23 protein-coding genes and 1 pseudogene are annotated in these 23668 nt (G+C 62.2%); 9 read left to right on the forward strand and 15 right to left on the reverse strand.

Annotated features, from left to right (window positions below; genetic code table 11):
* Positions 1 to 5: 5 nt before the first annotated feature.
* The 5 genes from CRO75_RS05260 to CRO75_RS05280 all read right to left on the reverse strand — a co-directional run bounded on the left by CRO75_RS05260 (position 6) and on the right by CRO75_RS05280 (position 4513).
* Positions 6 to 386, reverse strand: a complete 381-nt coding sequence (locus CRO75_RS05260) for a Rid family detoxifying hydrolase (protein ID WP_007921133.1) — start codon at positions 384 to 386, stop codon at positions 6 to 8.
* Between the two features lie 36 nt (positions 387 to 422).
* A complete protein-coding gene (gene spoT, locus CRO75_RS05265) occupies positions 423 to 2528 on the reverse strand; it encodes a bifunctional GTP diphosphokinase/guanosine-3',5'-bis pyrophosphate 3'-pyrophosphohydrolase (protein ID WP_097134643.1) in 2106 nt (701 codons plus the stop codon).
* A gap of 57 nt (positions 2529 to 2585) precedes the next feature.
* A complete protein-coding gene (gene rpoZ, locus CRO75_RS05270) occupies positions 2586 to 2849 on the reverse strand; it encodes a DNA-directed RNA polymerase subunit omega (protein WP_007921129.1) in 264 nt (87 codons plus the stop codon).
* Between the two features lie 167 nt (positions 2850 to 3016).
* Entirely contained in the window at positions 3017 to 3637 is a 621-nt protein-coding gene (gene gmk, locus CRO75_RS05275; RefSeq protein WP_007921126.1) for a guanylate kinase, read from the reverse strand.
* A 12-nt stretch (positions 3638 to 3649) separates the two neighbouring features.
* Positions 3650 to 4513, reverse strand: coding sequence for a YicC/YloC family endoribonuclease (locus tag CRO75_RS05280; protein ID WP_009046187.1), 864 nt, complete (start codon positions 4511 to 4513; stop codon positions 3650 to 3652).
* 270 nt (positions 4514 to 4783) lie between these two features.
* Between CRO75_RS05280 and rph the strand changes: the two genes are divergently transcribed.
* Together rph and CRO75_RS05290 are read left to right on the forward strand one after the other, a co-directional pair.
* A complete protein-coding gene (gene rph / locus CRO75_RS05285) occupies positions 4784 to 5506 on the forward strand; it encodes a ribonuclease PH (protein WP_007921124.1) in 723 nt (240 codons plus the stop codon).
* A 31-nt stretch (positions 5507 to 5537) separates the two neighbouring features.
* The gene (locus CRO75_RS05290) at positions 5538 to 5906 is read left to right on the forward strand and encodes a DUF4870 domain-containing protein (protein WP_007921123.1); all 369 of its coding nucleotides are present in this window, start codon (positions 5538 to 5540) and stop codon (positions 5904 to 5906) included.
* A gap of 61 nt (positions 5907 to 5967) precedes the next feature.
* On the opposite strand, the gene CRO75_RS05295 is transcribed toward CRO75_RS05290, so the two are convergent.
* The gene (locus CRO75_RS05295; protein ID WP_003176915.1) at positions 5968 to 6747 is read right to left on the reverse strand and encodes an exodeoxyribonuclease III; all 780 of its coding nucleotides are present in this window, start codon (positions 6745 to 6747) and stop codon (positions 5968 to 5970) included.
* A gap of 81 nt (positions 6748 to 6828) precedes the next feature.
* On the opposite strand from CRO75_RS05295, the gene pyrE reads away from it, so the two are divergent.
* The gene (gene pyrE, locus CRO75_RS05300; RefSeq protein ID WP_097134644.1) at positions 6829 to 7473 is read left to right on the forward strand and encodes an orotate phosphoribosyltransferase; all 645 of its coding nucleotides are present in this window, start codon (positions 6829 to 6831) and stop codon (positions 7471 to 7473) included.
* Between the two features lie 78 nt (positions 7474 to 7551).
* On the opposite strand, the gene argB is transcribed toward pyrE, so the two are convergent.
* The 4 genes and pseudogenes from argB to coaBC form a co-directional block, all read right to left on the reverse strand.
* Entirely contained in the window at positions 7552 to 8457 is a 906-nt protein-coding gene (argB, locus tag CRO75_RS05305) for an acetylglutamate kinase (RefSeq protein ID WP_007921120.1), read from the reverse strand.
* A 39-nt stretch (positions 8458 to 8496) separates the two neighbouring features.
* Positions 8497 to 9855: pseudogene (locus CRO75_RS05310) on the reverse strand (phosphomannomutase/phosphoglucomutase); the annotation flags it as partial.
* A gap of 296 nt (positions 9856 to 10151) precedes the next feature.
* Entirely contained in the window at positions 10152 to 10607 is a 456-nt protein-coding gene (gene dut / locus CRO75_RS05315; RefSeq protein WP_009046184.1) for a dUTP diphosphatase, read from the reverse strand.
* A gap of 5 nt (positions 10608 to 10612) precedes the next feature.
* Positions 10613 to 11821 carry a bifunctional phosphopantothenoylcysteine decarboxylase/phosphopantothenate--cysteine ligase CoaBC gene (gene coaBC / locus CRO75_RS05320; protein ID WP_007921117.1) on the reverse strand — a complete coding sequence of 403 codons (1209 nt, stop codon included), beginning with the start codon at positions 11819 to 11821 and terminating at the stop codon, positions 10613 to 10615.
* A 131-nt stretch (positions 11822 to 11952) separates the two neighbouring features.
* Here coaBC and radC point away from each other — a divergent pair, with 131 nt between their 5' ends.
* On the forward strand, positions 11953 to 12627 hold the full coding sequence (radC, locus tag CRO75_RS05325) for a DNA repair protein RadC (RefSeq protein ID WP_007921116.1): 675 nt from the start codon (positions 11953 to 11955) through the stop codon (positions 12625 to 12627).
* A 6-nt stretch (positions 12628 to 12633) separates the two neighbouring features.
* On the opposite strand, the gene CRO75_RS05330 is transcribed toward radC, so the two are convergent.
* On the reverse strand, positions 12634 to 14223 hold the full coding sequence (locus CRO75_RS05330) for an ABC transporter substrate-binding protein (protein WP_097134645.1): 1590 nt from the start codon (positions 14221 to 14223) through the stop codon (positions 12634 to 12636).
* 546 nt (positions 14224 to 14769) lie between these two features.
* On the opposite strand from CRO75_RS05330, the gene rpmB reads away from it, so the two are divergent.
* Together rpmB and rpmG are read left to right on the forward strand one after the other, a co-directional pair.
* Complete coding sequence (gene rpmB, locus CRO75_RS05335; protein ID WP_007921114.1) at positions 14770 to 15003, forward strand: 50S ribosomal protein L28; 234 nt, start codon at positions 14770 to 14772, stop codon at positions 15001 to 15003.
* Positions 15004 to 15014: 11 nt separating this feature from the next.
* On the forward strand, positions 15015 to 15170 hold the full coding sequence (rpmG, locus tag CRO75_RS05340) for a 50S ribosomal protein L33 (RefSeq protein ID WP_003177274.1): 156 nt from the start codon (positions 15015 to 15017) through the stop codon (positions 15168 to 15170).
* A 58-nt stretch (positions 15171 to 15228) separates the two neighbouring features.
* On the opposite strand, the gene CRO75_RS05345 is transcribed toward rpmG, so the two are convergent.
* Positions 15229 to 15591, reverse strand: coding sequence for a cupin domain-containing protein (locus CRO75_RS05345; RefSeq protein ID WP_038574716.1), 363 nt, complete (start codon positions 15589 to 15591; stop codon positions 15229 to 15231).
* 235 nt (positions 15592 to 15826) lie between these two features.
* Between CRO75_RS05345 and CRO75_RS05350 the strand changes: the two genes are divergently transcribed.
* Complete coding sequence (locus tag CRO75_RS05350; RefSeq protein WP_097134646.1) at positions 15827 to 17320, forward strand: aldehyde dehydrogenase; 1494 nt, start codon at positions 15827 to 15829, stop codon at positions 17318 to 17320.
* Between the two features lie 139 nt (positions 17321 to 17459).
* Positions 17460 to 18608: an MFS transporter gene (locus tag CRO75_RS05355; protein WP_097134647.1), complete on the forward strand. Its 1149-nt coding sequence runs from the start codon at positions 17460 to 17462 to the stop codon at positions 18606 to 18608.
* A gap of 91 nt (positions 18609 to 18699) precedes the next feature.
* On the opposite strand, the gene CRO75_RS05360 is transcribed toward CRO75_RS05355, so the two are convergent.
* Both CRO75_RS05360 and CRO75_RS05365 read right to left on the reverse strand, forming a co-directional pair.
* The gene (locus tag CRO75_RS05360; RefSeq protein WP_097134648.1) at positions 18700 to 20268 is read right to left on the reverse strand and encodes a phospholipase D family protein; all 1569 of its coding nucleotides are present in this window, start codon (positions 20266 to 20268) and stop codon (positions 18700 to 18702) included.
* Positions 20269 to 20327: 59 nt separating this feature from the next.
* Positions 20328 to 21758, reverse strand: a complete 1431-nt coding sequence (locus CRO75_RS05365) for a PLP-dependent aminotransferase family protein (RefSeq protein WP_097134649.1) — start codon at positions 21756 to 21758, stop codon at positions 20328 to 20330.
* Positions 21759 to 21938: 180 nt separating this feature from the next.
* Here CRO75_RS05365 and CRO75_RS05370 point away from each other — a divergent pair, with 180 nt between their 5' ends.
* Positions 21939 to 22184 carry a DUF1127 domain-containing protein gene (locus tag CRO75_RS05370; protein ID WP_007921094.1) on the forward strand — a complete coding sequence of 82 codons (246 nt, stop codon included), beginning with the start codon at positions 21939 to 21941 and terminating at the stop codon, positions 22182 to 22184.
* Between the two features lie 108 nt (positions 22185 to 22292).
* Here the strand turns inward: CRO75_RS05370 and CRO75_RS05375 are convergent, their stop codons facing one another.
* The gene (locus CRO75_RS05375; protein WP_097134650.1) at positions 22293 to 23606 is read right to left on the reverse strand and encodes an FAD-binding oxidoreductase; all 1314 of its coding nucleotides are present in this window, start codon (positions 23604 to 23606) and stop codon (positions 22293 to 22295) included.
* Between the last annotated feature and the right edge of the window lie 62 nt (positions 23607 to 23668).

Consider the following 23668-nt stretch of genomic DNA (forward strand, 5'->3'; position numbering starts at 1 on the left):
ACGTGTTACTCGATGACCAGGATGGCATCCATTTCAACCTGCGCGCCTTTTGGCAGGGCGGCAACGCCGATGGCGGCGCGGGCAGGGTAAGGCTGCTGGAAGTACTTGCCCATGATCTCGTTGACCTTGGCGAAGTGGCTCAGGTCGGTGAGGAAAATGTTCAGTTTGACGATGTCCTTGAACGAACCACCGGCGGCCTCGGCCACGGACTTGAGGTTCTCGAATACCTGGACGGTCTGGGCTTCGAAGCCTTCCACCAGTTCCATGGTCTTTGGATCGAGCGGGATCTGGCCGGACATGTAGACGGTGTTGCCTGCCTTGATTGCCTGGGAGTAAGTGCCGATCGCGGCGGGTGCCTTGTCGCTGGTGATAACGGTCTTGGTCATGAATGACTCCTTGTAATGGGCGGGCTATATAGCGAGCTATGCACGCATGCGAGTGATGCGAATGACCCCGGTCAGGGCGCGCAGTTTCTTGATCACGCGGGCCAGGTGCACGCGGTCGTGCACGCTGACCACCAGTTGGACCACGCTGATGCGACCATCCCGTTCGTCCATGCTGATTTTCTCGATATTGCCGTCGGCCGCGTTGACGCTGCTGGCCAGCAGGGCGATCAGGCCGCGCTGGTGCTCCAGCTCAACGCGTAGCTCGACGTTGAATTCGCCGGTGACATCCTTGGCCCACGAAAGCTGGATGCATTTTTCCGGGTTGTGGCGGATTTCGCTGATGTTGCGGCAGTTGTCCAGGTGCACCACCATCCCTTTGCCCGCGGACAGGTGGCCGACAATCGGGTCGCCCGGGATCGGCGTGCAGCACTTGGCGTAGCTCAGGACCAGGCCTTCGGTGCCGCGAATGGCCAGCGGACCTTCCGGGCTTGGCAGCTGTTCACCTTCGCCGAGCAGGCGGCGGGCGACCACATAAGCCATGCGATTGCCCAGGCCGATGTCTTCCAGCAGGTCTTCGATCAGATCCAGGCGGTACTCGGTGAGCATCGCTTGCACGCGTTCGGCGGGGATCTTTTCCAGCGAGCTGTCGAAACCGTTGAGCACCTTGTTCAGCAGGCGTTCGCCCAGGCTGATGGACTCGGAGCGGCGTTGCAGTTTCAGTGCGTGGCGGATGTGGGTGCGAGCCTTGCCGGTGACCACGAAGTTGAGCCAGGCCGGGTTGGGGCGTGCGCCCGGGGCACTGACGATTTCCACGGTGGAGCCGCTTTGCAGCGGTTCGGACAGCGGCGCGAGGCGGCGATTGATCCGACAGGCGATGCAGCTGTTGCCGACGTCGGTATGCACCGCGTAGGCGAAGTCCACTGCGGTGGAGCCTTTGGGCAGCTCCATGATCCGGCCTTTCGGCGTGAACACGTAGACCTCGTCCGGGAACAGGTCGATCTTCACGCTTTCGATGAATTCCAGGGAGTTGCCGGCGCGTTGCTGCATCTCCAGCACGCCCTTGACCCATTGGCGAGCCCGGGCGTGGGTGCCCTTCGGCTGCTCGTCGCCGCTGGATTTGTAAAGCCAGTGGGCGGCGATGCCGTTGTTGGCCATCTCTTCCATTTCGCGGGTGCGGATCTGGATCTCGATCGGCACGCCGTGCATGCCGAACAGCGTGGTGTGCAGCGACTGGTAGCCGTTGGCCTTGGGAATCGCGATGTAATCCTTGAAGCGACCCGGCAGCGGCTTGTACAGGTTGTGTACGGCGCCGAGCACGCGGTAGCAGGTGTCGACCTTGTCGACGATGATCCGGAACGCGTAGACGTCCATGATCTCGTTGAAGGCCCGGCGTTTGCCGCGCATCTTTTTATAGATGCCATACAGGTGCTTCTGGCGGCCGCTGACCTCGCCCTGGATGCCATCGATGGCCAGGCAGTGGCTCAGGGATTCTTCGATCTTGTTGACGATTTCCTTGCGGTTGCCCCGGGCGCGCTTGACCGCCTGGTAGATCCGCGCGGAACGCATCGGGTGCATGGCCTTGAAACCGAGGTCTTCGAATTCGATGCGGATGCTGTGCATGCCCAGGCGGTTGGCGATGGGTGCATAGATCTCCAGGGTTTCCTTGGCGATCCGCCGGCGTTTTTCGCCGGACAGCACTTCCAGGGTGCGCATGTTGTGCAGGCGGTCGGCCAGCTTGACCAGGATCACGCGAATGTCGCGCGCCATGGCCATGGCCATCTTCTGGAAGTTTTCCGCTTGGGCTTCGGCCTTGGTCTCGAAATTCATCTGGGTCAGTTTGCTGACCCCGTCGACCAGTTCGGCCACGGTTTCACCAAACTGCGCTTGCAGCGCTTCTTTGGCGATACCGGTGTCTTCGATCACGTCATGCAGCATGGCTGCCATCAGGCTCTGATGGTCCATATGCATGTCGGCGAGAATGTTTGCGACCGCTAACGGGTGCGTGACGTACGCCTCGCCGCTGCGACGGCGCTGACCGTCATGGGCTTGTTCGGCGTAGAAATACGCTCGGCGGACCAGATTGACCTGGTCCGTGCCGAGATAGGTCGATAAGCGATCGGCGAGGGCGTCTATGCTCGGCATGATGACTCCTGCCGTAAGCTGTGATCCCGCGCCGTGCTACGTCGACCAGGCATAGGCTTAGACGGCCTCGTTGGACTCGTCCTCGAATGCAGCAAAAAGCGGTTCATCTTCAACGATTTCGGCTTCGGCGATAGCTGCGTAGTCGATCAGGCCTTCAGCGATTTCGCGCAGGGCGACGACGGTAGGCTTGTCGTTTTCCCATGCTACTTTCGGCTCTTTGCCGCCGGTTGCCAGTTGACGGGCACGCTTGGTAGAGAGCATGACCAGCTCAAAGCGGTTATCCACGTGTTCTAGACAGTCTTCAACGGTTACGCGGGCCATGGTCTTCCTCGTAGCAAATGCAATATGCGCGCTGCCCGGATGGGCGAGCGGACTCAACAGTTTAAAAAATCACCAGCGATTAGGGAAGCGCTGATTTTTTAACCAAGCTTTCCGACCCGCTACAAGTGCCAATGTAAAGCCCTTGCAGCGGTTTTGGGAAGTGCTATTCAGCCCAGCAATTCGGCGAGCAATTTGCCGAAACGCTGTTGCTGGCGCTTCTGATGCAGCTGGTTGGTGCGGAAAATCGCCTTCAGATCGTCCAGCGCGTGGGCGAAATCGTCGTTGATGATCAGGTAGTCGTAGTCGACGTAGTGGCTCATCTCGCTGACCGCTTCGCGCATCCGGCCTTCGATGATCTCGTCGCTGTCCTGGCCGCGGTTGGTCAGGCGCTGGCGCAAGGCCTGCTGGGACGGCGGCAGGATGAAGATCGAACGAGCCTGGGGCATCAGCTTGCGCACCTGCTCGGCGCCTTGCCAGTCGATCTCCAGGATCAGGTCGTGACCTTCGTCCAGGGTCTGCTGCAAGTGGCTTTGGGAGGTGCCATAGAGATTGCCGAAGACTTCGGCGCGCTCGAGGAAGTCGCCGTGTTCACCCATCTTCACGAACGCTTCGCGCGAGACGAAGTGGTAGTTCACGCCGTCCACTTCGCCCGGGCGCATGGCGCGGGTGGTGTGGGACACGGAAACGCGGATCGACGGATCGGCGTCGATCAGGGCCTTGACCAGGCTGGTCTTGCCCGCGCCCGAAGGGGCGGAAATGATGTAGAGGGTGCCGGTGCTGTGGTTCATGTCGGGGTAGCCTTACTCAATATTCTGTACTTGTTCGCGCATCTGCTCGATCAACACCTTGAGGTTGACCGCAGCCTGGGTACTGCGCGGGTCGAAGGCCTTGGAGCCCAGTGTGTTGGCTTCGCGGTTGAGTTCCTGCATCAGGAAGTCCAGGCGCCGGCCGGCGGCGCCGCCGGACTTGAGCACGCGGCGCACTTCGATGATGTGGGTGCTCAGGCGGTCCAGTTCTTCGGCGACGTCGCTCTTCTGGGCGAGCAGCACCATTTCCTGTTCCAGGCGCGTGGGGTCCAGCTCGGCCTGCATGTCGGCGAAGCGGTCGAGAACCTTCTGGCGCTGGGTGGCGAGCATCTGCGGGACCAGCTCGCGCAGGGTCACGACGTCTTCCTCAATGGAGGTCAGGCGGTCGTTGATCAGGCGGGCCAGCTCCGCGCCTTCGCGCTCGCGGCCGCTCTTCAATTCTTTCAGCCCCTGGTTGAACAGGCTCAGGGCCTCGTTGTTCAGCGCCTGTGGGTCGCTGGCATCGGCTACCAGGACGCCGGGCCAGGCCAGCACTTCCAATGGGTTCAGCGCTGCCGGCTGCTTGATCAGGCTGGCAACGGACTCGGCTGCCGCCACCAGTTGCGCGGCGCGCTCCCGGTCGACCTGCAGTGGTTTGCCGGTGGTTTCTTCGGTGAAGCGCAAGGTGCATTCGAGCTTGCCGCGCGACAGTCCCTGGCGCAGCGCCTCACGGACCGCGCCTTCCAGGTCGCGAAAGGATTCCGGCAAGCGCAGGTGCGGTTCCAGGTAACGGCTGTTGACCGAGCGCAGTTCCCAACTCAGGGTGCCCTGGGTGCCGGCCCGTTCTACCCGGGCGAAGGCGGTCATGCTGTGCACCATGGAGGTACCTCCGATACAGGTCCGCCGCCAACCGCGGAGGGTTGCACGGGCCCGATATGAATGAATTGAAGCCGACAGGCTGCGAAGGCGCAGGATTGTAGCGCAGTGCGGTGGATGCTCCCAAACTGCGGGTGTGACAAAGCGCTGCGGGGCGACCGGAGGGCCGTTCCAGAGGCGTCGCCGACGGGCCGGGGTTTTTAGAACTGCCCAGGCAGGGCCGCGGGCTCTATAATGATCGGCAGTTTTCCGTCCCCGTACAGGTATTTCCCTATGAAACGTCCAAGTGGTCGCGCTGCCGATCAGCTCCGCTCGATCCGCATCACCCGCAACTACACCAAACACGCCGAGGGATCTGTACTGGTCGAGTTCGGTGATACCAAAGTGATCTGCACGGTCAGCGTCGAGAACGGCGTGCCCCGCTTCCTCAAGGGCCAGGGCCAGGGTTGGTTGACCGCCGAATACGGCATGCTGCCGCGCGCCACCGGCGAGCGTAACCAGCGTGAAGCCAGTCGCGGCAAGCAAGGCGGCCGCACCCTGGAGATCCAGCGTCTGATCGGCCGTTCCCTGCGCGCTGCGCTGGACATGACCAAGCTGGGCGACGTCACCCTGTATGTCGACTGCGATGTGATCCAGGCCGATGGCGGTACCCGTACCGCGTCGATCACCGGTGCCATGGTGGCTCTGGTGGATGCGCTGAAAGTGATCAAGAAGCGTGGCGGCCTGAAGGGTGGCGACCCGATCAAGCAAATGATCGCGGCGGTGTCCGTGGGCATGTACCAGGGCGAGCCGGTGCTGGATCTGGATTACCTGGAAGACTCGGCGGCCGAGACCGACCTCAACGTGGTCATGACCAGCACTGGCGGTTTCATCGAAGTCCAGGGCACTGCCGAAGGCGCGCCGTTCCAGCCGGAAGAACTGAACGCCATGCTGGCGCTGGCCAAGAAAGGCATGAGCGAGATCTTTGAATTGCAACAGGCAGCCCTGGCTGACTGATTGCCCGGTAGCTTTCAGCAAGGAGAGCCGCATGAACGACGACCAGCTTCCGCAACCTGTCCCGAGCCATGAGGTGCGTCAGTGGGCGATGTTCTGTCACCTGTCGGCCTTGCTGGGCATCTGGATTCCGTTCGGCACCCTGATCGGTCCGTTGGTGCTCTGGCAGATGAAGCGCGAGACCGATCCATTCATCGATGCCCAGGGCAAGGAAGCGCTGAACTTTCAGATCACGGTGGCCCTTGCCTCGCTGGTCTGCTTCCTGCTGATGGTGGTGCTGGTGGGTTTCCTGCTTTTCGGTCTGCTGGCGATCGGCGCCCTGGTGCTGACCATCATCGCCGGGGTCAAGGCCAATGAAGGGGTGGCGTACCGTTACCCGTTCACCTGGCGATTGATCAAGTAGGCCGAGCGTCCACAAAAAAGCCGACACTGATGTCGGCTTTTTTGTGGCTGCGAAAAGACGCTTAGATGGTCAGCGTCCAGTCGTAGTCCACGATCAGCGGCGCGTGCTGCGAGAAGCGCGGCTGTCGTGGCAGGCGTGCGCTGCGCACGAAGCGACGCAGGCCCGGGGTCAGCAACTGATAGTCGAAGCGCCAGCCCAGGTTGAGCATCTCGGCCTGTTCGTTGTCCGGCCACCAGCTGTATTGATCGCCTTCGCGGCTGACTTCGCGCAGGGCGTCGACATAACCCATGTTGCCGACAATCTCGTCCATCCAGGCACGCTCAGGCGCCAGGAAACCCGGAGATTGTTGGCTGTCACGCCAGTTCTTGATATCCAGCTTCTGTTGCGCCACGTACAGCGAGCCACAATAAATGTACTCGCGACGTTTGCGCCGCTGTTTATCCAGGTAACGGGCGAAGTCGTCCATAAGCTTGAACTTCTGGTTCAAGTCTTCATCGCCGTTCTGCCCGGAAGGAAGCAGCAAGGTCGCGATGCTGACCTTGTCGAAATCGGCTTGCAGGTAGCGCCCGTAGCGGTCGGCCGTCTCGAAGCCGAGACCGCTGATGACAGCCTTCGGTTGCAACCGCGAATACAAAGCCACACCGCCTTGGGCGGGAACTTCGGCATCGCAGGCATAAAGGAAGTAGCCATCCAGTTGGAAGGCTGGATCGTCCAGTTCAAAGGCGGAGGCGCGGGTGTCCTGCAGGCAGATGACGTCGGCATTCTGTGCTTGCAGCCAACTGAGCAAACCTCGCTCCACTGCAGCCTGAATACCATTGACGTTCACACTGATGATCCGCATAAATGGCCCCAAAAATCACGTGCGTGTATGATACCCGAGGTCTACCTAATTAGCTAAATCCGTGGTATTTGGGGCTTTTTCATGCAGGCGTATCAGCGCGATTTCATTCGTTTTGCCATCGATCGCGGGGTTTTGCGCTTCGGTGAGTTCACCCTGAAGTCCGGGCGTACCAGTCCTTACTTCTTTAACGCCGGCCTGTTCAACAGCGGCTCGGCCCTGGCGCAGCTGGGGCGTTTTTATGCCGCGGCGATCGTCGACAGCGGCATTCCCTTCGATGTGCTTTTCGGCCCGGCGTACAAAGGTATTCCTTTGGCGGCGGCGACGGCCGTGGCCCTGGCCGAGCATCATCAGCGCGATCTGCCATGGTGTTTCAACCGCAAGGAAGCCAAGGCTCACGGCGAAGGTGGCAGCCTGGTTGGCGCGCCATTGACTGGCGACGTGCTGATCATCGACGACGTGATCACCGCGGGCACCGCGATCCGCGAAGTGATGCAGATCATCGGATCCCAGGAAGGCGCCAAGGCCGCGGGTGTGCTGATTGCCCTGAACCGTCAGGAGCGTGGCAACGGCGAGTTGTCGGCGATCCAGGAAGTCGAGCGCGACTTCGGCATTCCGGTGGTGAGCATCGTTTCCCTGACCCAGGTCCTGCAGTTCCTGGCGGACGATCCGGCGCTCAAGCAGCATCTGCCGGCGGTGGAAGCCTACCGCGCGCAATTCGGCGTCTGATACCGACCTGTAGAGATCGCACAGGCAAAAAAAGACCCCGCTCAGCCAGGCTGAACGGGGTCTTTTTATTTGCAGAGCTTAAGGACGCTTGCGATTGCTGATCAGGGTGCCGACACCGGTATCGGTGAAGATCTCCAGCAGAATCGCATTGGGTACGCGACCGTCGATGATCAACGAGCTGCCCACGCCACCCTGTACCGCTTCCAGCGCGCAACGAATCTTCGGCAGCATGCCGCCGTAGATGGTGCCGTCTTCGATCAGGGCATCGACCTGCTGGGTAGTCAGGCCGGTCAGGACCTTGCCCGACTTGTCCATCAGGCCGGCGATGTTGGTCAGCAGCATCAGCTTCTCGGCTTTCAGCGCCTCGGCCACCTTGCCGGCCACCAGGTCGGCGTTGATGTTGTACGACTCGCCGTTGGCGCCGACGCCGATCGGCGCGATCACCGGGATGAAATCACCTTTGACCAGCAGGTTCAGCAGGTCGGTGTTGATGCCGACCACTTCGCCTACGTGGCCGATGTCGATGATTTCCGGGGTGGTCATTTCCGGCGTCTTGCGGGTGACGGTGAGCTTCTTCGCGCGAATCAGCTCCGCGTCCTTGCCGGTCAGGCCGATGGCGCTGCCGCCATGACGGTTGATCAGGTTGACGATGTCCTTGTTCACCTGGCCGCCGAGGACCATCTCCACCACGTCCATGGTCGCCGCGTCGGTGACGCGCATGCCATCGATGAAGTGGCTTTCGATGGACAGGCGCTTGAGCAGGTCACCGATTTGCGGGCCGCCGCCATGCACGACCACCGGGTTGATCCCGACAGCCTTCATCAGCACGATGTCGCGGGCGAAGCCGGTCTTCAGCTCCTCGCTTTCCATCGCGTTGCCGCCGTATTTGATCACCAGGGTCTTGCCGACATAGCGGCGAATATAAGGCAGCGCTTCGGACAGGACCTTGGCGGTATTGGCGGCGGCATCGCGTTCGAGGGTCATTCAGGGCTCCGGCACTTCAATAAAGGCGCTTGAAGAAAATCAAAACGGTAGTTGGAGGTCAGGTGCAACACGTTTCAGCTGGGTGTGGAACACATCCTTGATGCGCTGCAGTTCGGCTTCGTCATCGGCTTCGAAGCGCAGTACCAGCACCGGCGTGGTGTTGGAGGCGCGAACCAGGCCCCAGCCTTTGGGGTAGTCGACTCGTACGCCGTCGATGGTGGTCAGGTCGGCGCCTTCACCCCATTGCGCGTCGTGCAGCGCATCAATGATGCTGAATTTGCTCTCTTCGGTCACATGGATATTGATTTCCGGCGTAGAAATATCGTTCGGGAAGGTGGCAAACAGCTCTTCCGCGTTGGATTTTTCCTTGCTGAGGATCTCCAGCAGCCGCGCGGCGCTGTAGATACCGTCGTCGAAACCGAACCAGCGTTCCTTGAAGAACACATGCCCGCTCATTTCACCGGCCAGCAACGCACCGGTCTGCTTCATTTTCTTTTTGATCAGCGAGTGACCGGTCTTCCACATGAGTGGGCGACCGCCATATTCCTTGATCAGCGGGATCAGGCGGCGGGTGCATTTGACGTCGAAGATGATCTCCGCGCCCGGGTTGCGCGCTACGACATCCTTGGCGAACAGCATCAACAGGCGATCGGGGAAGACGATGCTGCCGGTGTTGGTCACGACGCCAACGCGGTCGCCGTCACCGTCGAAGGCCAGGCCGATATCGGCGTTGGTCTCGGCGACCTTGGCGATCAGGTCTTCCAGGTTCTCCGGCTTGCCCGGGTCCGGGTGGTGGTTGGGGAAGTTGCCGTCCACTTCGCAGAACAGCGGGATGACTTCGCAGTTCAGCGCTTCGATCAGCTGAGGCGCGATGACGCCGGCCGCGCCGTTGCCGCAATCGACCACGACTTTCAGGCGGCGGGCGAGTTTGATGTCCTGAACGATTTCAGTGTTGTAGCGATCGAGGATGTCGACCTTGGTGATGCTGCCCTGGCCACTGCTCAGGTTGTTGGTCTTGAGGCGATCGTGCAGGGCCTGGATCTGTTCGTTGGCCAGGGTGTCGCCGGCAATGACGATCTTGAAGCCGTTGTAGTTCGACGGGTTGTGGCTACCGGTCAGCATCACCCCGGATTTGCCGGCCAGCACATTGGCCGCGTAATACAGTGCCGGTGTCGGTACCAGGCCGACATCGCTGACGTGGCAACCACTGTCGTGCAGGCCCTGGATCAGTTGCGCCACCAGCTCGGGGCCGGACAGGCGACCGTCACGGCCTACGCAAACATTGGGTTCGCCCTGGGCCAGGCTCTCGGAGCCAATGGCGCGACCGATCCAATAGGCGGTTTCAGCGTTCAGGGTTTCCGGAACGGTTCCGCGAATGTCATAAGCGCGAAAGATGCTTTCAGGGAACTTGGGTACGACTTGGGCTGCGTTGCTCATCACTGGGGGTGCTCCGTCTAAAAGGGGGCAGGACAGGCCGGAATACTGACCGGAAGGCTCAAACTGAAGGGTATGACGGCGTTTTTGCCCTTGGGTTCATGGTGCAAAAATGCCATCTGATGAGCGTCAGCTCTTTTTCGATCACCTTGTGCCGTGATTCCGGGTGGTCAAGTCCGCGAATAAACCTGCTGAGTTTTCGTGCTGAAACACAGCCTACCAATCTTAGGCGAGCCGCTGGCGCGGCCCGCTTTTTTTGTTCAATGGCTGCCGGAGTGACCGAAACCGCCCGCGCCGCGCTGGCTTTCGTCGAAGGCTTCGACCACTTCGAAGTGCGCCTGGACCACGGGTACCAGAACCAACTGGGCAATGCGTTCGCCCACCGCAATGTTGAAGGCGGTCTGACCGCGGTTCCAGCAGGAGACCATGAGTTCGCCCTGGTAATCGGAGTCGATCAGGCCGACCAGGTTGCCCAGGACGATGCCGTGTTTGTGACCCAGGCCGGAGCGCGGCAGGATCAGCGCGGCGAGGCCGGGGTCGCCGATGTAGACGGATAGGCCGGTAGGAATCAGCAGGGTCTGGCCCGGTTCCAGGAGGGTGTCCTGCTTGAGCATGGCACGCAGGTCGAGGCCGGCGGAGCCTGGCGTGGCGTACTGCGGCAGGGGGAATTCGTTGCCGATGCGTGGGTCGAGGATCTTGGCTTGTAAAGCGTGCATGCGAGTTAAACCTGGTTCAGCCGTTCGGCGATGAAAGAGATCAGTTGGCGGGCAATCTTGCCCTTGCTGGTCTGGGCGAAGAGAGTTGCGTGCAACTCCCGGTCAATCACGCTGCAGGCGTTTTCCTCGCTGTTGAAGCCAATGCTCGGGTTGGCCACGTCGTTGGCGACGATCAGGTCGAGGTTCTTGTCTTTGAGTTTGCGTGCAGCGTAGTCGAGCAAGTGTTCGGTTTCAGCGGCGAAGCCGACGCTGAACGGACGGTCGGGCCGGGTGGCGATGGTGGCCAGGATGTCCGGATTGCGCACCATCTGCAGTAGCAGGCCGTCACCGTTCGTAGGGTCTTTCTTCAACTTCTGTGGGGCGACGACTTCCGGGCGGTAGTCCGCGACCGCGGCCGAGGCGATGAACAGGTCGCACGGGATGGCGGCCTCGCAGGCAGCGAGCATGTCGCGGGCGCTGACCACGTCGATCCGTGTCACGCGATCCGGGGTCGGCAGGTGCACGGGACCGGTAATCAGGGTGACCCGGGCACCGGCTTCGACCGCGGCTTCGGCCAGGGCAAAGCCCATTTTTCCGGAGCTGTGGTTGGTGATGTAGCGCACCGGGTCAATGTTTTCCTGGGTCGGGCCGGCGGTGATCAGTACGTGTTTGCCGGTCAGTGCCAGGTGCTGGAAGCAGTCGGCGGCGCACAGCGCCAGATCGTTGGCTTCGAGCATGCGGCCCAAGCCGACGTCGCCACAGGCCTGGCTGCCGGAAGCCGGGCCGAAGACCTTCAGGCCACGGCTTTGCAGCAGCTGGGTGTTGGCCTGGGTGGCAGGGTCGCGCCACATGGCCTGGTTCATGGCCGGGGCGATGGCGACGGTGGCATCGGTGGCCAGGACCAGGGTGGTCAGCAGGTCGTCGGCGATGCCTTGGGCCAGGCGGGCGATCAGGTCGGCGGTGGCCGGGGCGATCAGCACCAGGTCGGCCCATTTGGCCAGTTCGATATGGCCCATGGCGGCTTCGGCCGCGGGGTCGAGCAGGTCCAGGTGGACCGGGTGCCCGGACAGGGCCTGCATGGTCAGCGGGGTGATGAACTCACTGCCGCCACGGGTCATGACCACACGTACTTCCGCGCCGTGGTCGAGGAGTCGGCGAACCAGCTCGGCGCTCTTATAGGCAGCGATGCCGCCGCCGACGCCGAGAACGATGCGTTTCCGATACAGCCGCTGCATAGGCCTGCCTTTCAGTTCAATGATTGCTGCGTGTAACACCCCCTCCCCAGGGGAAATTCCACGCAAAAAGATGGGCTAAGATAGCACAGCGACCGCTATGGAACAGCGGCGCCCACACACATGGAGGTGCTATGAGCATTCGCGACTGGCCTGCGGCGGAGCGCCCGCGGGAGAAGCTTCTCGAGCAGGGCGCGCTGGCCCTTTCCGACGCCGAATTGCTGGCGATTTTCCTGCGCACCGGGGTCGCCGGAAAAAGCGCGGTCGACCTGGCGCGACACCTGTTGCATCAGTTTGGCAGCCTGCGTGGTCTGCTCGAGGCGGACCAATTGACCTTCAGTCGGCAGCTTGGCCTGGGCCCGGCCAAGTTCGCGCAATTGCAGGCGGTGCTGGAAATGGCGCGCCGGCATCTGGCGGAAAAACTCAGTCGCAATTCGGTGCTGGAAAGCCCGGTGGCGGTCCGCGACTACCTCAAGGCGATGTTGCGCCATGAACCGCATGAGGTCTTCGGTTGCCTGTTCCTCGACTCCAAGCACCGGGTGCTGGCGTTCGAAGCGTTGTTCCAGGGCTCCATCAACACCACCAGCGTCTATCCGCGGCAGGTGGTCAAGCGTGCCCTGGCGCACAACGCGGCGGCGCTGATCCTGTGTCACAACCATCCTTCGGGCGTGTCCGAGCCGAGCCAGGCGGATCGGGTGCTGACCCGCAGGCTCACGGAGGCGCTGGACCTGGTGGATGTGCGCGTACTCGACCATTTCATCGTCGGCGAGGGTGAGCCGCTGTCGATGGCCGAGTACGGTTGGATGTAGCCGGGGTCAGGGCTTGAGGCTGACCTTCGAGTAGTCCTGGCGACCGAACGGGCTGACCTGATACCCATGGACATCCTTGCGCGTCAGGGCGAAGGCTGTCGGGTGGGCAAGCGGCAGCCACAGGGCCTGCTGCTGGATCTGGGTTTGCGCCTGCTGGTAAAGCTTGCTGCGCACGCCCTGCTCGGTGGTGGTCTTGCCGGCGGTGATCAGCTTGTCCAGGCCGGGGTCACAGTAGCGGGCGAAGTTGGTCCCGGACTTCACCGCCGCGCAGGTGAACTGCGGGGTGAGGAAGTTATCCGGGTCGCCGTTGTCGCCGGCCCAGCCCATGAACAGCAGGTCGTGCTCGCCGGCCTTGGCCCGACGGATCAGCTCGCCCCATTCGATCACGCGGATCTCCGCCTGGATCCCGACCTCCGCCAGGTCCGCTTGCAGCTGTTGCGCGCCCAGGCTCGGGTTGGGGTTCAGCAAGCTGCCGGAAGGGCGGGTCCAGATCGTGGTCTGGAAACCGTCTTTCAGGCCGGCCTTGGCCAGCAGCTGGCGGGCTTTCGCCGGATCGTGGGCGTACCCCGGTAACTCCTTGGCGTAGCTCCAGGTGTTGGGCGGGAAGGGGCCGTTGGCGGGTTCGGCGGTATTTTCGAAGACCGCTTTCAGGTAGTTGGCCTTGTCGAAGGCGAGGTTGATGGCCTGGCGCACTTCAGGTTTGTCCAGCGGTGGGTGCTGGCTGTTGATGGCGACGAATGCGGTCATGAAGGCTGCGGTTTTCTCGACCTTGAGCGCAGGCTCCTCAAGCGCGGCGCTCACGTCCAGCGGCTTGGGCGACAGGGCGATCTGGCATTCGTTGCGACGCAGCTTCTGCAGGCGCACGTTGGCGTCGGGGGTGATGGCGAAGATCAGCGAGTCCACCGCCGGCTTGCCAGCAAAGTAGTCGGGGTTGGCCTTGTAGCGGATCGATGCGTCCTTCTGGAAACGGCCGAAAACGAAGGGGCCGGTGCCGATCGGCTGGCTGTTGAGCTTGTCCTGGGTGCCGGTCTTGAGCAACTGGTCGGCGTATTCGGCGGAGTAGATCGACGCAAACCCCATGCTCAGGGTGGCGAGGAAGGTCGAATCGGCATGGTCAAGGGTGAAGCGCACGGTCAGTGGATCCAGGGCGTCGATCTTCTTGATCAGCGCCGGCAACTGCAGCGACTGGGCATGGGGATAGCCGCTCTGCGCCACTTTATGCCAGGGGTTGGCCGGGTCGAGCATGCGGTCGAAGCTGAACTTCACGTCTTCGGCGGTCAGCTCGCGGCTCGGATTGAAATACGCGGTGCGATGAAACTTCACTTTCGGGTGCAGCTTGAACACATAGGTCAGGCCGTCGGCCGAGACTTCCCAGCTGTCGGCCAGGCTCGATACCACCTTGCCGCTGCTGGCGTCGAACTCCACCAGGCGATTCATCAGCACGTCGGCCGAGGCGTTGGTGGTGGTCAGCGAGTTGTACTGCACTACGTCGAAACCTTCCGGGCTGGCCTCGGTGCACACGCTTAATGCGGCGGCGTGGGCCAGCGGGCTCAGAAGAAGAGGGGCGAACAGGAGCGGGAGGGCAGCGAGGCGCATGTTTGGCTTCCTTTGCAGATCGAAGGCCCATCTGCGAGTGCAGTCTGGAAAAAGGCTTACCCTAGTGGCCCCGTTGAAAAATGACTATCCCCTTTTTTCGCTCGTGGGCCGGATACGTTGGTATTTATTGCAGCGTCGAGCCTGTTGGCGGTCGGCAGTCATGGCCACATTAGGCATAAATTGACAGAGGTTTTTTCCATATATCGACGTGGAACGAGCGGTGCGGCGGCTGTGCATAGTGATTTTGCCGCCTGTTTCACCCTCGCAGAATTTATTCTGCGACGAGCGGTTAGCCATGGCGCCAGCCTTTGGTGCAGGCATCCGGAGCAAGAAAACAGGGACTTTTCGAAATCCAAAGCACACCGGCTGTTGTTGCTACGGGGTCTTTCTGGTATAAAGCAGCGCTCTTTTCTAGGGGCCCGGTTCCTTCGCTTGTAGGTGTAGCCGGTAAGACCCTAAAGAAACGCGGCGCCTGGCGCCAAATGACTGAGAGATTAAGCGGCCAACCCATGCCGGGTTGGGCATGTGGTTTTAGAGGGCTGAGGCATGTCGAGAGTCTGTCAAGTTACCGGTAAGGGTCCGGTGACTGGGAATAACATTTCCCACGCAAACAACAAAACCCGTCGTCGTTTCCTGCCGAACCTGCAGCATCACCGCTTCTGGGTTGAGTCCGAGAAACGTTTTGTGCGTCTGCGCGTATCTGCCAAAGGCATGCGTATCATCGACAAGCGTGGCATTGATGTCGTGCTGGCCGAACTTCGTCGCGATGGCAAGGTTTAAGGGAGCTAATCATGCGTGAATTGATTCGTTTGATTTCGAGCGCTGGTACTGGTCACTTCTACACTACCGACAAGAACAAGCGCACTACTCCGGACAAAATCGAGATCAAGAAATATGATCCGGTTGTTCGTAAGCACGTGATCTACAAGGAAGGCAAAATCAAGTAATTGATTTTTCTTCTGACATAAAAACCCGCCTTCAAGCGGGTTTTTTTGTGCCTGCGATTCAGGCTTTCGGTTCGAAGATCACATAGATCTTGCGGCACGGCTCCAGCACCTCCCAGGTGCCGCGAAAGCCCGCGGGAATGACGAAGCGATCGCCGGCACGCAAGGTCTTGGCATTGCCTTCGCCGTCACGCAGGACCGAAACCCCCTGCACGATCTCGCAGTATTCATGTTCGGTGTAGTTCACCGTCCACTGGCCGATCGCGCCTTCCCACACCCCCGCGTTCATCTGGCCGCACGGGCTGTTGTAGTGGTTGAAGACGGTCTGCTCAGGGTCGCCCTTGAGGACTTTTTCCTGGGCGGGGCGATACCGTTCGGGCGCAGTGTTGGCCTGATTGAAGTCGACGATGTCCTGGATGCTCATGCTGGTATTCCCCCCTGATTGCGCTGCGAATGGCTGGAAAGCCCAAAGTCTATGTTTATTAAAATGAACATAGCAATGGCGTTTGCCTGGCCACTGTCAAATATATTGAAACTTCGGGTGCCGCTGGTTTAGGGTGGCGAATGCCATGGGCCGAAGCAGGCTGGCCGGGCAGAATTCCTGAAGGTGCCGGCATCGATCGCGTGGCGCCTGTATCCAACAAGAGGAGGACACTCGCATGACCACCCTGACTCGAGCCGATTGGGAACAACGCGCCCGCGAGCTGAAAATCGAAGGCCGCGCCTACATCAATGGCGAATACACCGCCGCCGTTTCCAACGAAACCTTCGAATGCATCAGCCCGGTCGATGGCCGTCTGCTGGCGAGTATTGCCAGCTGTGACGCCGCCGACGCGCAACGCGCCGTGGAAAACGCCCGCGCCACTTTCAATTCCGGTGTCTGGTCGCGCCTGGCGCCGGCCAAGCGCAAAGCCACCATGATTCGTTTTGCCGGCCTGCTGAAGAAGCATGCCGAAGAACTGGCCCTGCTCGAAACCCTGGACATGGGCAAGCCGATCAGCGACTCGCTGGGTATCGATGTTCCCGGCGCGGCGCAAGCGCTGAGCTGGAGCGGCGAAGCCATCGACAAAATTTACGACGAAGTCGCCGCCACGCCCCACGACCAACTGGGCCTGGTGACTCGCGAGCCGGTGGGCGTGGTCGGCGCCATCGTGCCGTGGAACTTCCCGTTGATGATGGCCTGCTGGAAACTCGGTCCGGCGCTGACCACCGGTAACTCGGTGATCCTCAAACCGTCGGAAAAATCGCCGCTGACCGCTATCCGCATCGCCGCGCTGGCCGTCGAAGCCGGGATCCCGGCTGGCGTGCTCAATGTGCTGCCAGGTTATGGCCACACCGTGGGCAAGGCCCTGGCCCTGCACATGGACGTCGATACCCTGGTGTTCACCGGTTCGACCAAGATCGCCAAGCAGCTGATGGTCTACTCCGGCGAATCGAACATGAAGCGCGTCTGGCTGGAGGCGGGCGGCAAGAGCCCGAACATCGTGTTCGCCGACGCGCCGGACCTGCAGGCCGCGGCCGAGTCCGCGGCCAGCGCCATCGCCTTCAACCAGGGCGAAGTCTGCACCGCCGGTTCGCGCCTGCTGGTGGAGCGTTCGATCAAGGATAAATTCCTGCCGCTGGTGATCGAGGCCCTCAAGGCCTGGAAACCGGGCAACCCGCTGGACCCGGCCACCAACGTCGGCGCGCTGGTGGATACCCAGCAGATGAACACCGTGCTGTCGTACATCGAGTCCGGTCATGCCGACGGCGCCAAGCTGGTGGTGGGCGGCAAGCGCACCCTGCAGGAAACCGGCGGGACCTACGTTGAGCCGACCATCTTCGATGGCGTCAGCAACGCAATGAAGATCGCCCAGGAAGAGATCTTCGGCCCGGTGCTCTCGGTCATCGCCTTCGACACCGTGGAAGAAGCCATCCAGATTGCCAACGACACGCCTTATGGCCTGGCCGCGGCGGTATGGACGGCCAATATCTCCAAGGCTCACCTGACCGCCAAGGCGCTGCGGGCCGGCAGTGTCTGGGTCAACCAGTATGACGGCGGCGACATGACCGCACCGTTCGGCGGCTTCAAGCAGTCGGGCAACGGTCGCGACAAGTCGCTGCATGCGTTCGACAAGTACACCGAACTGAAGGCGACCTGGATCAAGCTGTAATTCAAGGGGCGCGGATGCCGGGCGTCTGAACAGACGCCATCGCGCGCACCGTTAGCCGATCCATATCGCAGCCGGACTTTCCGCAAGGGAGGTCCGGCTGCGTTGTCTCTGTATTAAAAAAATCCACAGGAGCGTGGAAATGCGCTGGGCAACGTATTTTGCCGTTTTGGCGGCTGTCCTGAGTGTGGGTCTGGCCTTGGGCGTGAGCATGCCGCTGGTGTCGTTCCGCCTGGAGAGCTGGGGTTATGGGCCCTTTGCAATCGGCGTGATGGCCTCGATGCCGGCGATTGGCGTCTTGCTCGGGGCGAAGGTTTCCAGCCGCCTGGCGGCACGCTTCGGCACGGCGGGGCTGATGCGCCTGTGCCTGTGGGGCGGGGCGATCTCCATCGGCCTGCTGGCGCTGTTGCCGAGTTATCCCCTGTGGCTGGTGCTGCGGCTGATGATCGGCGTGGTGCTGACCATCGTCTTCATTCTTGGCGAAAGCTGGATCAACCAGTTGGTGGTGGAGCAGTGGCGCGGTCGCCTGGTGGCGCTGTATGGCAGTAGCTATGCCTTGAGCCAATTGGCTGGCCCGCTGCTGCTGGGTGCCTTGGGTACCGAGCATGACTACGGTTTCTGGGTGGGCGTCGTGCTGCTGGTGGTGTCGCCTCTGTTGCTGATGGGCCGCGGCGGCGCGCCGAGCAGCGAGTCTTGCAGCGTGACCTTCGGTGACCTGTGGCGCTTCTGTCGTGGCCTGCCGGCCATTGGCTGGGCGGTGGCGCTGTTCGCAGCGTTTGAGGCGATGATCCTGACCCTGCTGCCGGTCTATTGCCTGCGCCAGGGGTTTACCGAGGACATCGCCCTGGCGATGGTCAGCACCGTTGTAGTGGGCGATGCCTTGTTGCAGCTGCCCATCGGCGCCCTGGCCGATCGCGTATCGCGGCGCGCCTTGTTCGCCGGTTGCGCGGTGATCCTGCTGCTGTCGAGCCTGGCCATTCCATTGCTGCTCGACACCCTGCTGATCTGGCCATTGTGGGTGCTGTTCGGCGCCAGCGCCGGTGGCCTGTTCACCTTGTCGCTGATTCTGATCGGCGAGCGCTACCGCGACGACGCGCTGGTGCGTGCCAATGCCCACGTCGCTCAGTTGTGGGGCATCGGCTGCCTGATCGGGCCGCTGGTGGCGGGGGCGGGCAGCCAGTGGGTCAGCGGGCATGCCTTGCTGTTGCTGATGGCGGCCGGGGCCCTGGGGCTGATTGTGCTGTTGTTACGCGAAGGCGCGTTTGGCGCGGCCCAGGCACAAACCCTGTAGCAGCGAGGTTTGCCCGCGACAAGGGGCTGACAGTCAACAGCCTGGCTGAGTGTGATTCCTCTATCGCGAGCCAGCTCGCTCCTGCGGGCGCTCAGAGCATCCGTTCGAGGCCGATGGTATTGCTCATCCAGGCATTGAAGCGCCGCCACCAGCTGCCTGGCTCGCGGGTCAGGGTGTGCAGTTGCTGGTTGTCTTCGGTGACCCAGACCAGCTTGCCGTCCTGCAGCTTCGCCTCGTAGCTCAGGGCCGGCGCCATGCCTTGCAGCGCCAGGCTGCGAACGCGCTCGGCCAGCTCGGGGCTGTCCACCAGCACCCCGACTTCGGTGTTCCACAGTACCGAGCGTGGGTCGAAATTGAAGGAGCCGATAAAGGACTTCTGGCGGTCGAAGATGATTGCCTTGCTGTGCAGGCTGGAGTCCGAGCCGGGATACGACGCGCTATGGAACAGATGAGGACCGCTGCCGCCGCCGTTACCGGGTTGGCGCCGCAGTTCATAGAGTTTCACGCCGTGTTGCAGCAGCGCCTTGCGATACGGCGCGTAGCCGCCGTGGACCGCTGGCACGTCGGTGGCTTCCAGGGAGTTGGTCAGCAGGCTCACCGCAACCCCGGCGTCGGCGCGTCCGGTGAGGTAGACCAGGCCTGGCTGGCCGGGGACGAAATAGGCCGAAACCATCATCAACTCTTTACTGACGCTTTGTAGCTCCGGCGCCAGCTGGGTGGTCAACAGCAGGTGCGGGTCGGGCTCGCCGTTGGACAGGACCTTGCTCGGGGCATCCCACAGCGCCTGGTTCCAGGCCCAGATCAGCTCTTTGCGCCAGACGTCCATGCGCGGCTGGGTCCGATAGGCCTTGAGCTCCTGGAACAGGGCGTGGTTCTGCTGCTGGGCGTCGTCCAGCGATTGCTGCAGGCGCAGCCGGGTGTTGGCCAGCTCCCTGGCCGATGGCAGGCGCGACAGAAACTCGCCGATGGGTTTGCTCAGGGCGCTGTTCCAGTACTGGTCGAAGCTGTGCCCGAGCTGTTCGGCCACCGGGCCGATACCAAGGATGTCGATGTCGGTGAAGTTCAGGTTGGGTTCGGCGTCGAAGTACTCGTCCCCCAGGTTGCGCCCGCCAACGATGGCCGCGCTGTTGTCCGCCAGCCACAGCTTGTTGTGCATGCGCCGGTGTTGCAGCGACAGGTTGAACAGGCGCCCCATGGTACGGGTCACGCCGGTGCTGCGCCCCAGGTGCAGGGGGTTGAACAGGCGGATCTGTATCCGCGGATGGGCGGCGAGGGTGGCCATGATCTGGTCCAGGCCGTCGCTGGTGGTGTCGTCCAGCAGAATACGGATGCGCACGCCGCGGTCAGCGGCCTTGAGCAGTTCGTCCACCAGCATCCGGGTGCTGATGCCGTCATGGACGATGTAGTACTGCAGGTCGAGGCTGCTTTGGGCGTTGCGGATCAGCTCGGCGCGGGCCATGAAGGCTTCGCTGCTGTCGGACAGCAGGCGAAAGCCCGAGCGTCCCTGGTAGGGGGTGGCCTGGGCGTGGATCGAACGACCGAAGGCCGAGTCGGCGGCCGGTAGTGCCTGGCTGGGCTCGTGAGGCACATCGAGGCTGACGCAGCCGCTCAGGCACAGCGCGATCAGCATAAGGAAGGCCAGGGCCTGTCTGGATCTCAAGTCAGCTCATCTCGAATCGCTGCGATGGTCTAGCTGTGACGCCGCTCCACTGGCAAAGGTCAGTCCGTTGCGCAATCTTCAGCCAGCAGCTTGATGGCGGCTGCGCCGACTTTGCGCACGGCTTCTTCGATCTGTGCCGTTGGCTTGGCAGCGTAGTTCATCCGCAGGCAGTTGCGGTACTTGCCCGAGGCCGAAAAGATGCTGCCCACGGCAATCTGCACGCCCTGGCCGAGCAGCGCGCGGTTCAGGCGCAGGGTATCGAAACCTTCCGGCAGTTCGACCCACAGCATGAACCCGCCCTGTGGCCGACTGGCGCGGGTACCGGTGGGGAAATAGCGGCTGACCCAGTCGATCATCAGGTCGCGATTGCGCTGGTACTGGGTGCGCATGCGCCGCAGGTGCGGCTCGAAATTGCCGCTCTTGAGGAACTCGGCGATGGCGATCTGCGGCTGTGGCGCGGTGGAACCGGTGCTGATGTATTTCATGTGCAGCACTCGTTCCAGATAGCGCCCGGGAGCGACCCAGCCGATGCGCAGGCCCGGCGCGAGGGTCTTGGAGAAGGAGCTGCACAGCAGCACCCGGCCATCGTCGTCGAACGACTTGATGGTCCGCGGGCGCGGGTAGGTGTAGGACAGCTCGCCATACACATCGTCTTCGATGATCGCCACGTCGAAGCGCTGGGCCAGGGTCAGCAGGGCCCGCTTGCGCGACTCCGGCATGATATAGCCCAGCGGGTTGTTGCAGTTTGGGGTCAACTGTATGGCCTTGATCGGCCATTGCTCCAGGGCCAGTTCCAGGGCGTCGAGGCTGATGCCGGTGATCGGGTCGGTGGGGATTTCCAGGGCCTTCATGCCCAGGCCCTTGAGGGTCTGCATGGCGCCATGGAAGCTCGGCGAGTCGACGGCGACGATATCCCCGGGCTCGCAGGTGGCACGGATGCTGGTGGACAAGGCTTCATGGCAGCCGGTGGTGATCACCAGGTCGTTGGCGCCGAGCTGGCAGCCGGAATCGAGCATCAGCCGCGCCAGCTGTTCACGCAGTTCGTGCACGCCGTAGATGGTGTCGTAATACAGACCGGGCATGTCCTGGCGCCGGCTGATGCGGGCGAGCCCGCGCAGCAGGGGCTTGAGGGTCGGGCTGGTGACGTCGGGCATGCCGCGGCCCAGCTGGACGATGTCCTTGCGCGGCACGCTGCGGATCAGTTCCAGCACCTGGTCCCACTGCGAAATCTCCACCGGCCGCTGCGCCGGGCGACCTACCGCGGGCAATGCCGGCAGCTCACGGCTGACCGGCACGAAATAGCCGGACTTGGGCTTGGGCGTCGCCAGGCCGCTGTCTTCCAGCACCCGATAAGCCTGCTGCACGGTACTCAGGCTGACCCCGTGTTCGACACTCAAGGCCCGTACCGACGGCAGTCGGTCGCCGGGGCGATAGAAGCCTTGTTCGATACGTGTGCCCAGCAGTTCGGCGAGATTGACATACAGGGTCATGGCGCAGCCTCGGGGTGATTGAATCGGGTAACCAGTACAGATGGCGCAAAATTACAGGATTCAGCCCGGATAGGGGAAATTCTGTATGGAAATAATAGCAGTGCTTTGAATCTGTAATGGTTTCTGGCGCCCGCGCATGATGTCTGCTCATAGCGACCCAAGTAAACAGGAGCAGCAAAAATGAACGGCTTGAGCGATGTGCGTCTGTCGTTACACAGTCAGGAACTGGCGGCTGGGCAGGAGCGGGCAGCAGGGGCGACGTCCGTCCACAATGCGCCGTCCGGCCTCGGTCTCTGGGGCTTGTACTGGCATCGACTGCGTACACGCAAGGCACTGCTTGAGCTGACCACCGAACAGTTGCGCGATATCGGCCTGAGTCGCGAACAGGCGCGGCAGGAAGGGCTCAAGCCGTTCTGGCGGCTGTAGCCGCTGGCGCAGCCTGCGATCGGTTGCGTAGCAATCGCAAAAAGGCCGCATCCGATTTCCCCGGATGCGGCCTTTTTCATACCTGTCGTGCGACGGCTACAAACGCCTTCAGACCAGTTCTTTCAACCGATGCCAGAGCATCCCCAGCGCCAGCAGCGGCGAACGCAGGTGCTTGCCGCCCGGGAAGGTGATGTGCGGGACCTGGGCGAACAGATCGAAACCACCGCCCTGCTGGCCGCTGATGGCTTCGGCCAGCAACTTGCCGGCCAGGTGCGTGGCATTCACGCCGTGGCCCGAGTAGGCCTGGGCGTAATACACATTGGGCTGGTCTTTTAGACGGCCGATCTGCGGCAGGCGGTTGGCGCCGATGCCGATCATGCCGCCCCATTGATAGTCGATCTTCACCGCCGCCAGCTGCGGGAACACCTGCAGCATCTTCGGTCGCATATAAGCGGCGATGTCCCGCGGGTCGCGGCCGGAATAGTGGCAGGCGCCGCCGAACAGCAAGCGCCGGTCGGCCGAAAGGCGGTAATAGTCCAGGGCCACCCGCTGGTCGCAGACCGCCATGTTCTGCGGCAACAGGGCGTGGGCCAGCTCTTCGCTCAAGGGTTCGGTGGCGATGATGTAACTGCCGGCGGGCAGCACCTTGCCACCCAGTTGCGGGTTGAGATCGTTGAGGTAGGCGTTGCAGCCCAGCACCAGGGCGTTGGCGCGCACCGAACCCTGGGCGGTATGGACTTTGACCTGCGGCCCGTAATCGATGCGGGTCACGGCCGAGTGTTCGAACAGGCGCACACCCAGTTGCTGCGCGACCGCGGCTTCGCCCAGGGCCAGGTTCAGCGGATGCAGGTGCCCCGAACCCATGTCGATCAGGCCGCCGACGTAACGGTCGGAGCCCACTACGCTGTGCATTTCATGGGCTTGCAGCAGGCGGGTTGCATGGCGATAGCCCAGATCGTGCAGCTCCTGGGCATCTTCGGCGAAACCTTCGAGGTCGCGCGGTTTGTTGGCCAGGTCGCAATAGCCCCAGGTCAGGTCGCAGGGAATCTGGAAACGCTCGATGCGCTGGCGGACGATTTCCACCGCTTCCAGGCCCATCAGTTTCATCTGGCGTACGCCGTCTTCGCCGATGACTGGGGCGAACTGCTCGAGGCCGTGACCCACCCCGCGAATCAGTTGCCCGCCGTTGCGCCCGCTGGCGCCCCAGCCGATCTTGCGCGCCTCCAGCAAAATGACGCTGAGCCCGCGCTCGGCCAGCTCGATCGCGGTATTGAGCCCGGAGAAGCCGCCGCCGACCACGCATACGTCCGCCTGATGCTCGCCGGCCAGCGCCGGATAGTCGGGCTGGGGCAGGCTGCTGGCGGCGTAGTAGGAGGCGGGGTGCGAATGGCCTGGCCCCGACGGCTGAACACGGGTGTTCATGTGGATCATCCTGATTCGTGTGTTTGGAAAATTTGACGGAGCATAAGCCGGACCTTTCCGGC

This window comes from Pseudomonas sp. LAMO17WK12:I10, from assembly GCF_900215185.1.
In the GTDB taxonomy this organism is placed as follows: Bacteria; Pseudomonadota; Gammaproteobacteria; order Pseudomonadales; family Pseudomonadaceae; genus Aquipseudomonas; species Aquipseudomonas chlororaphis.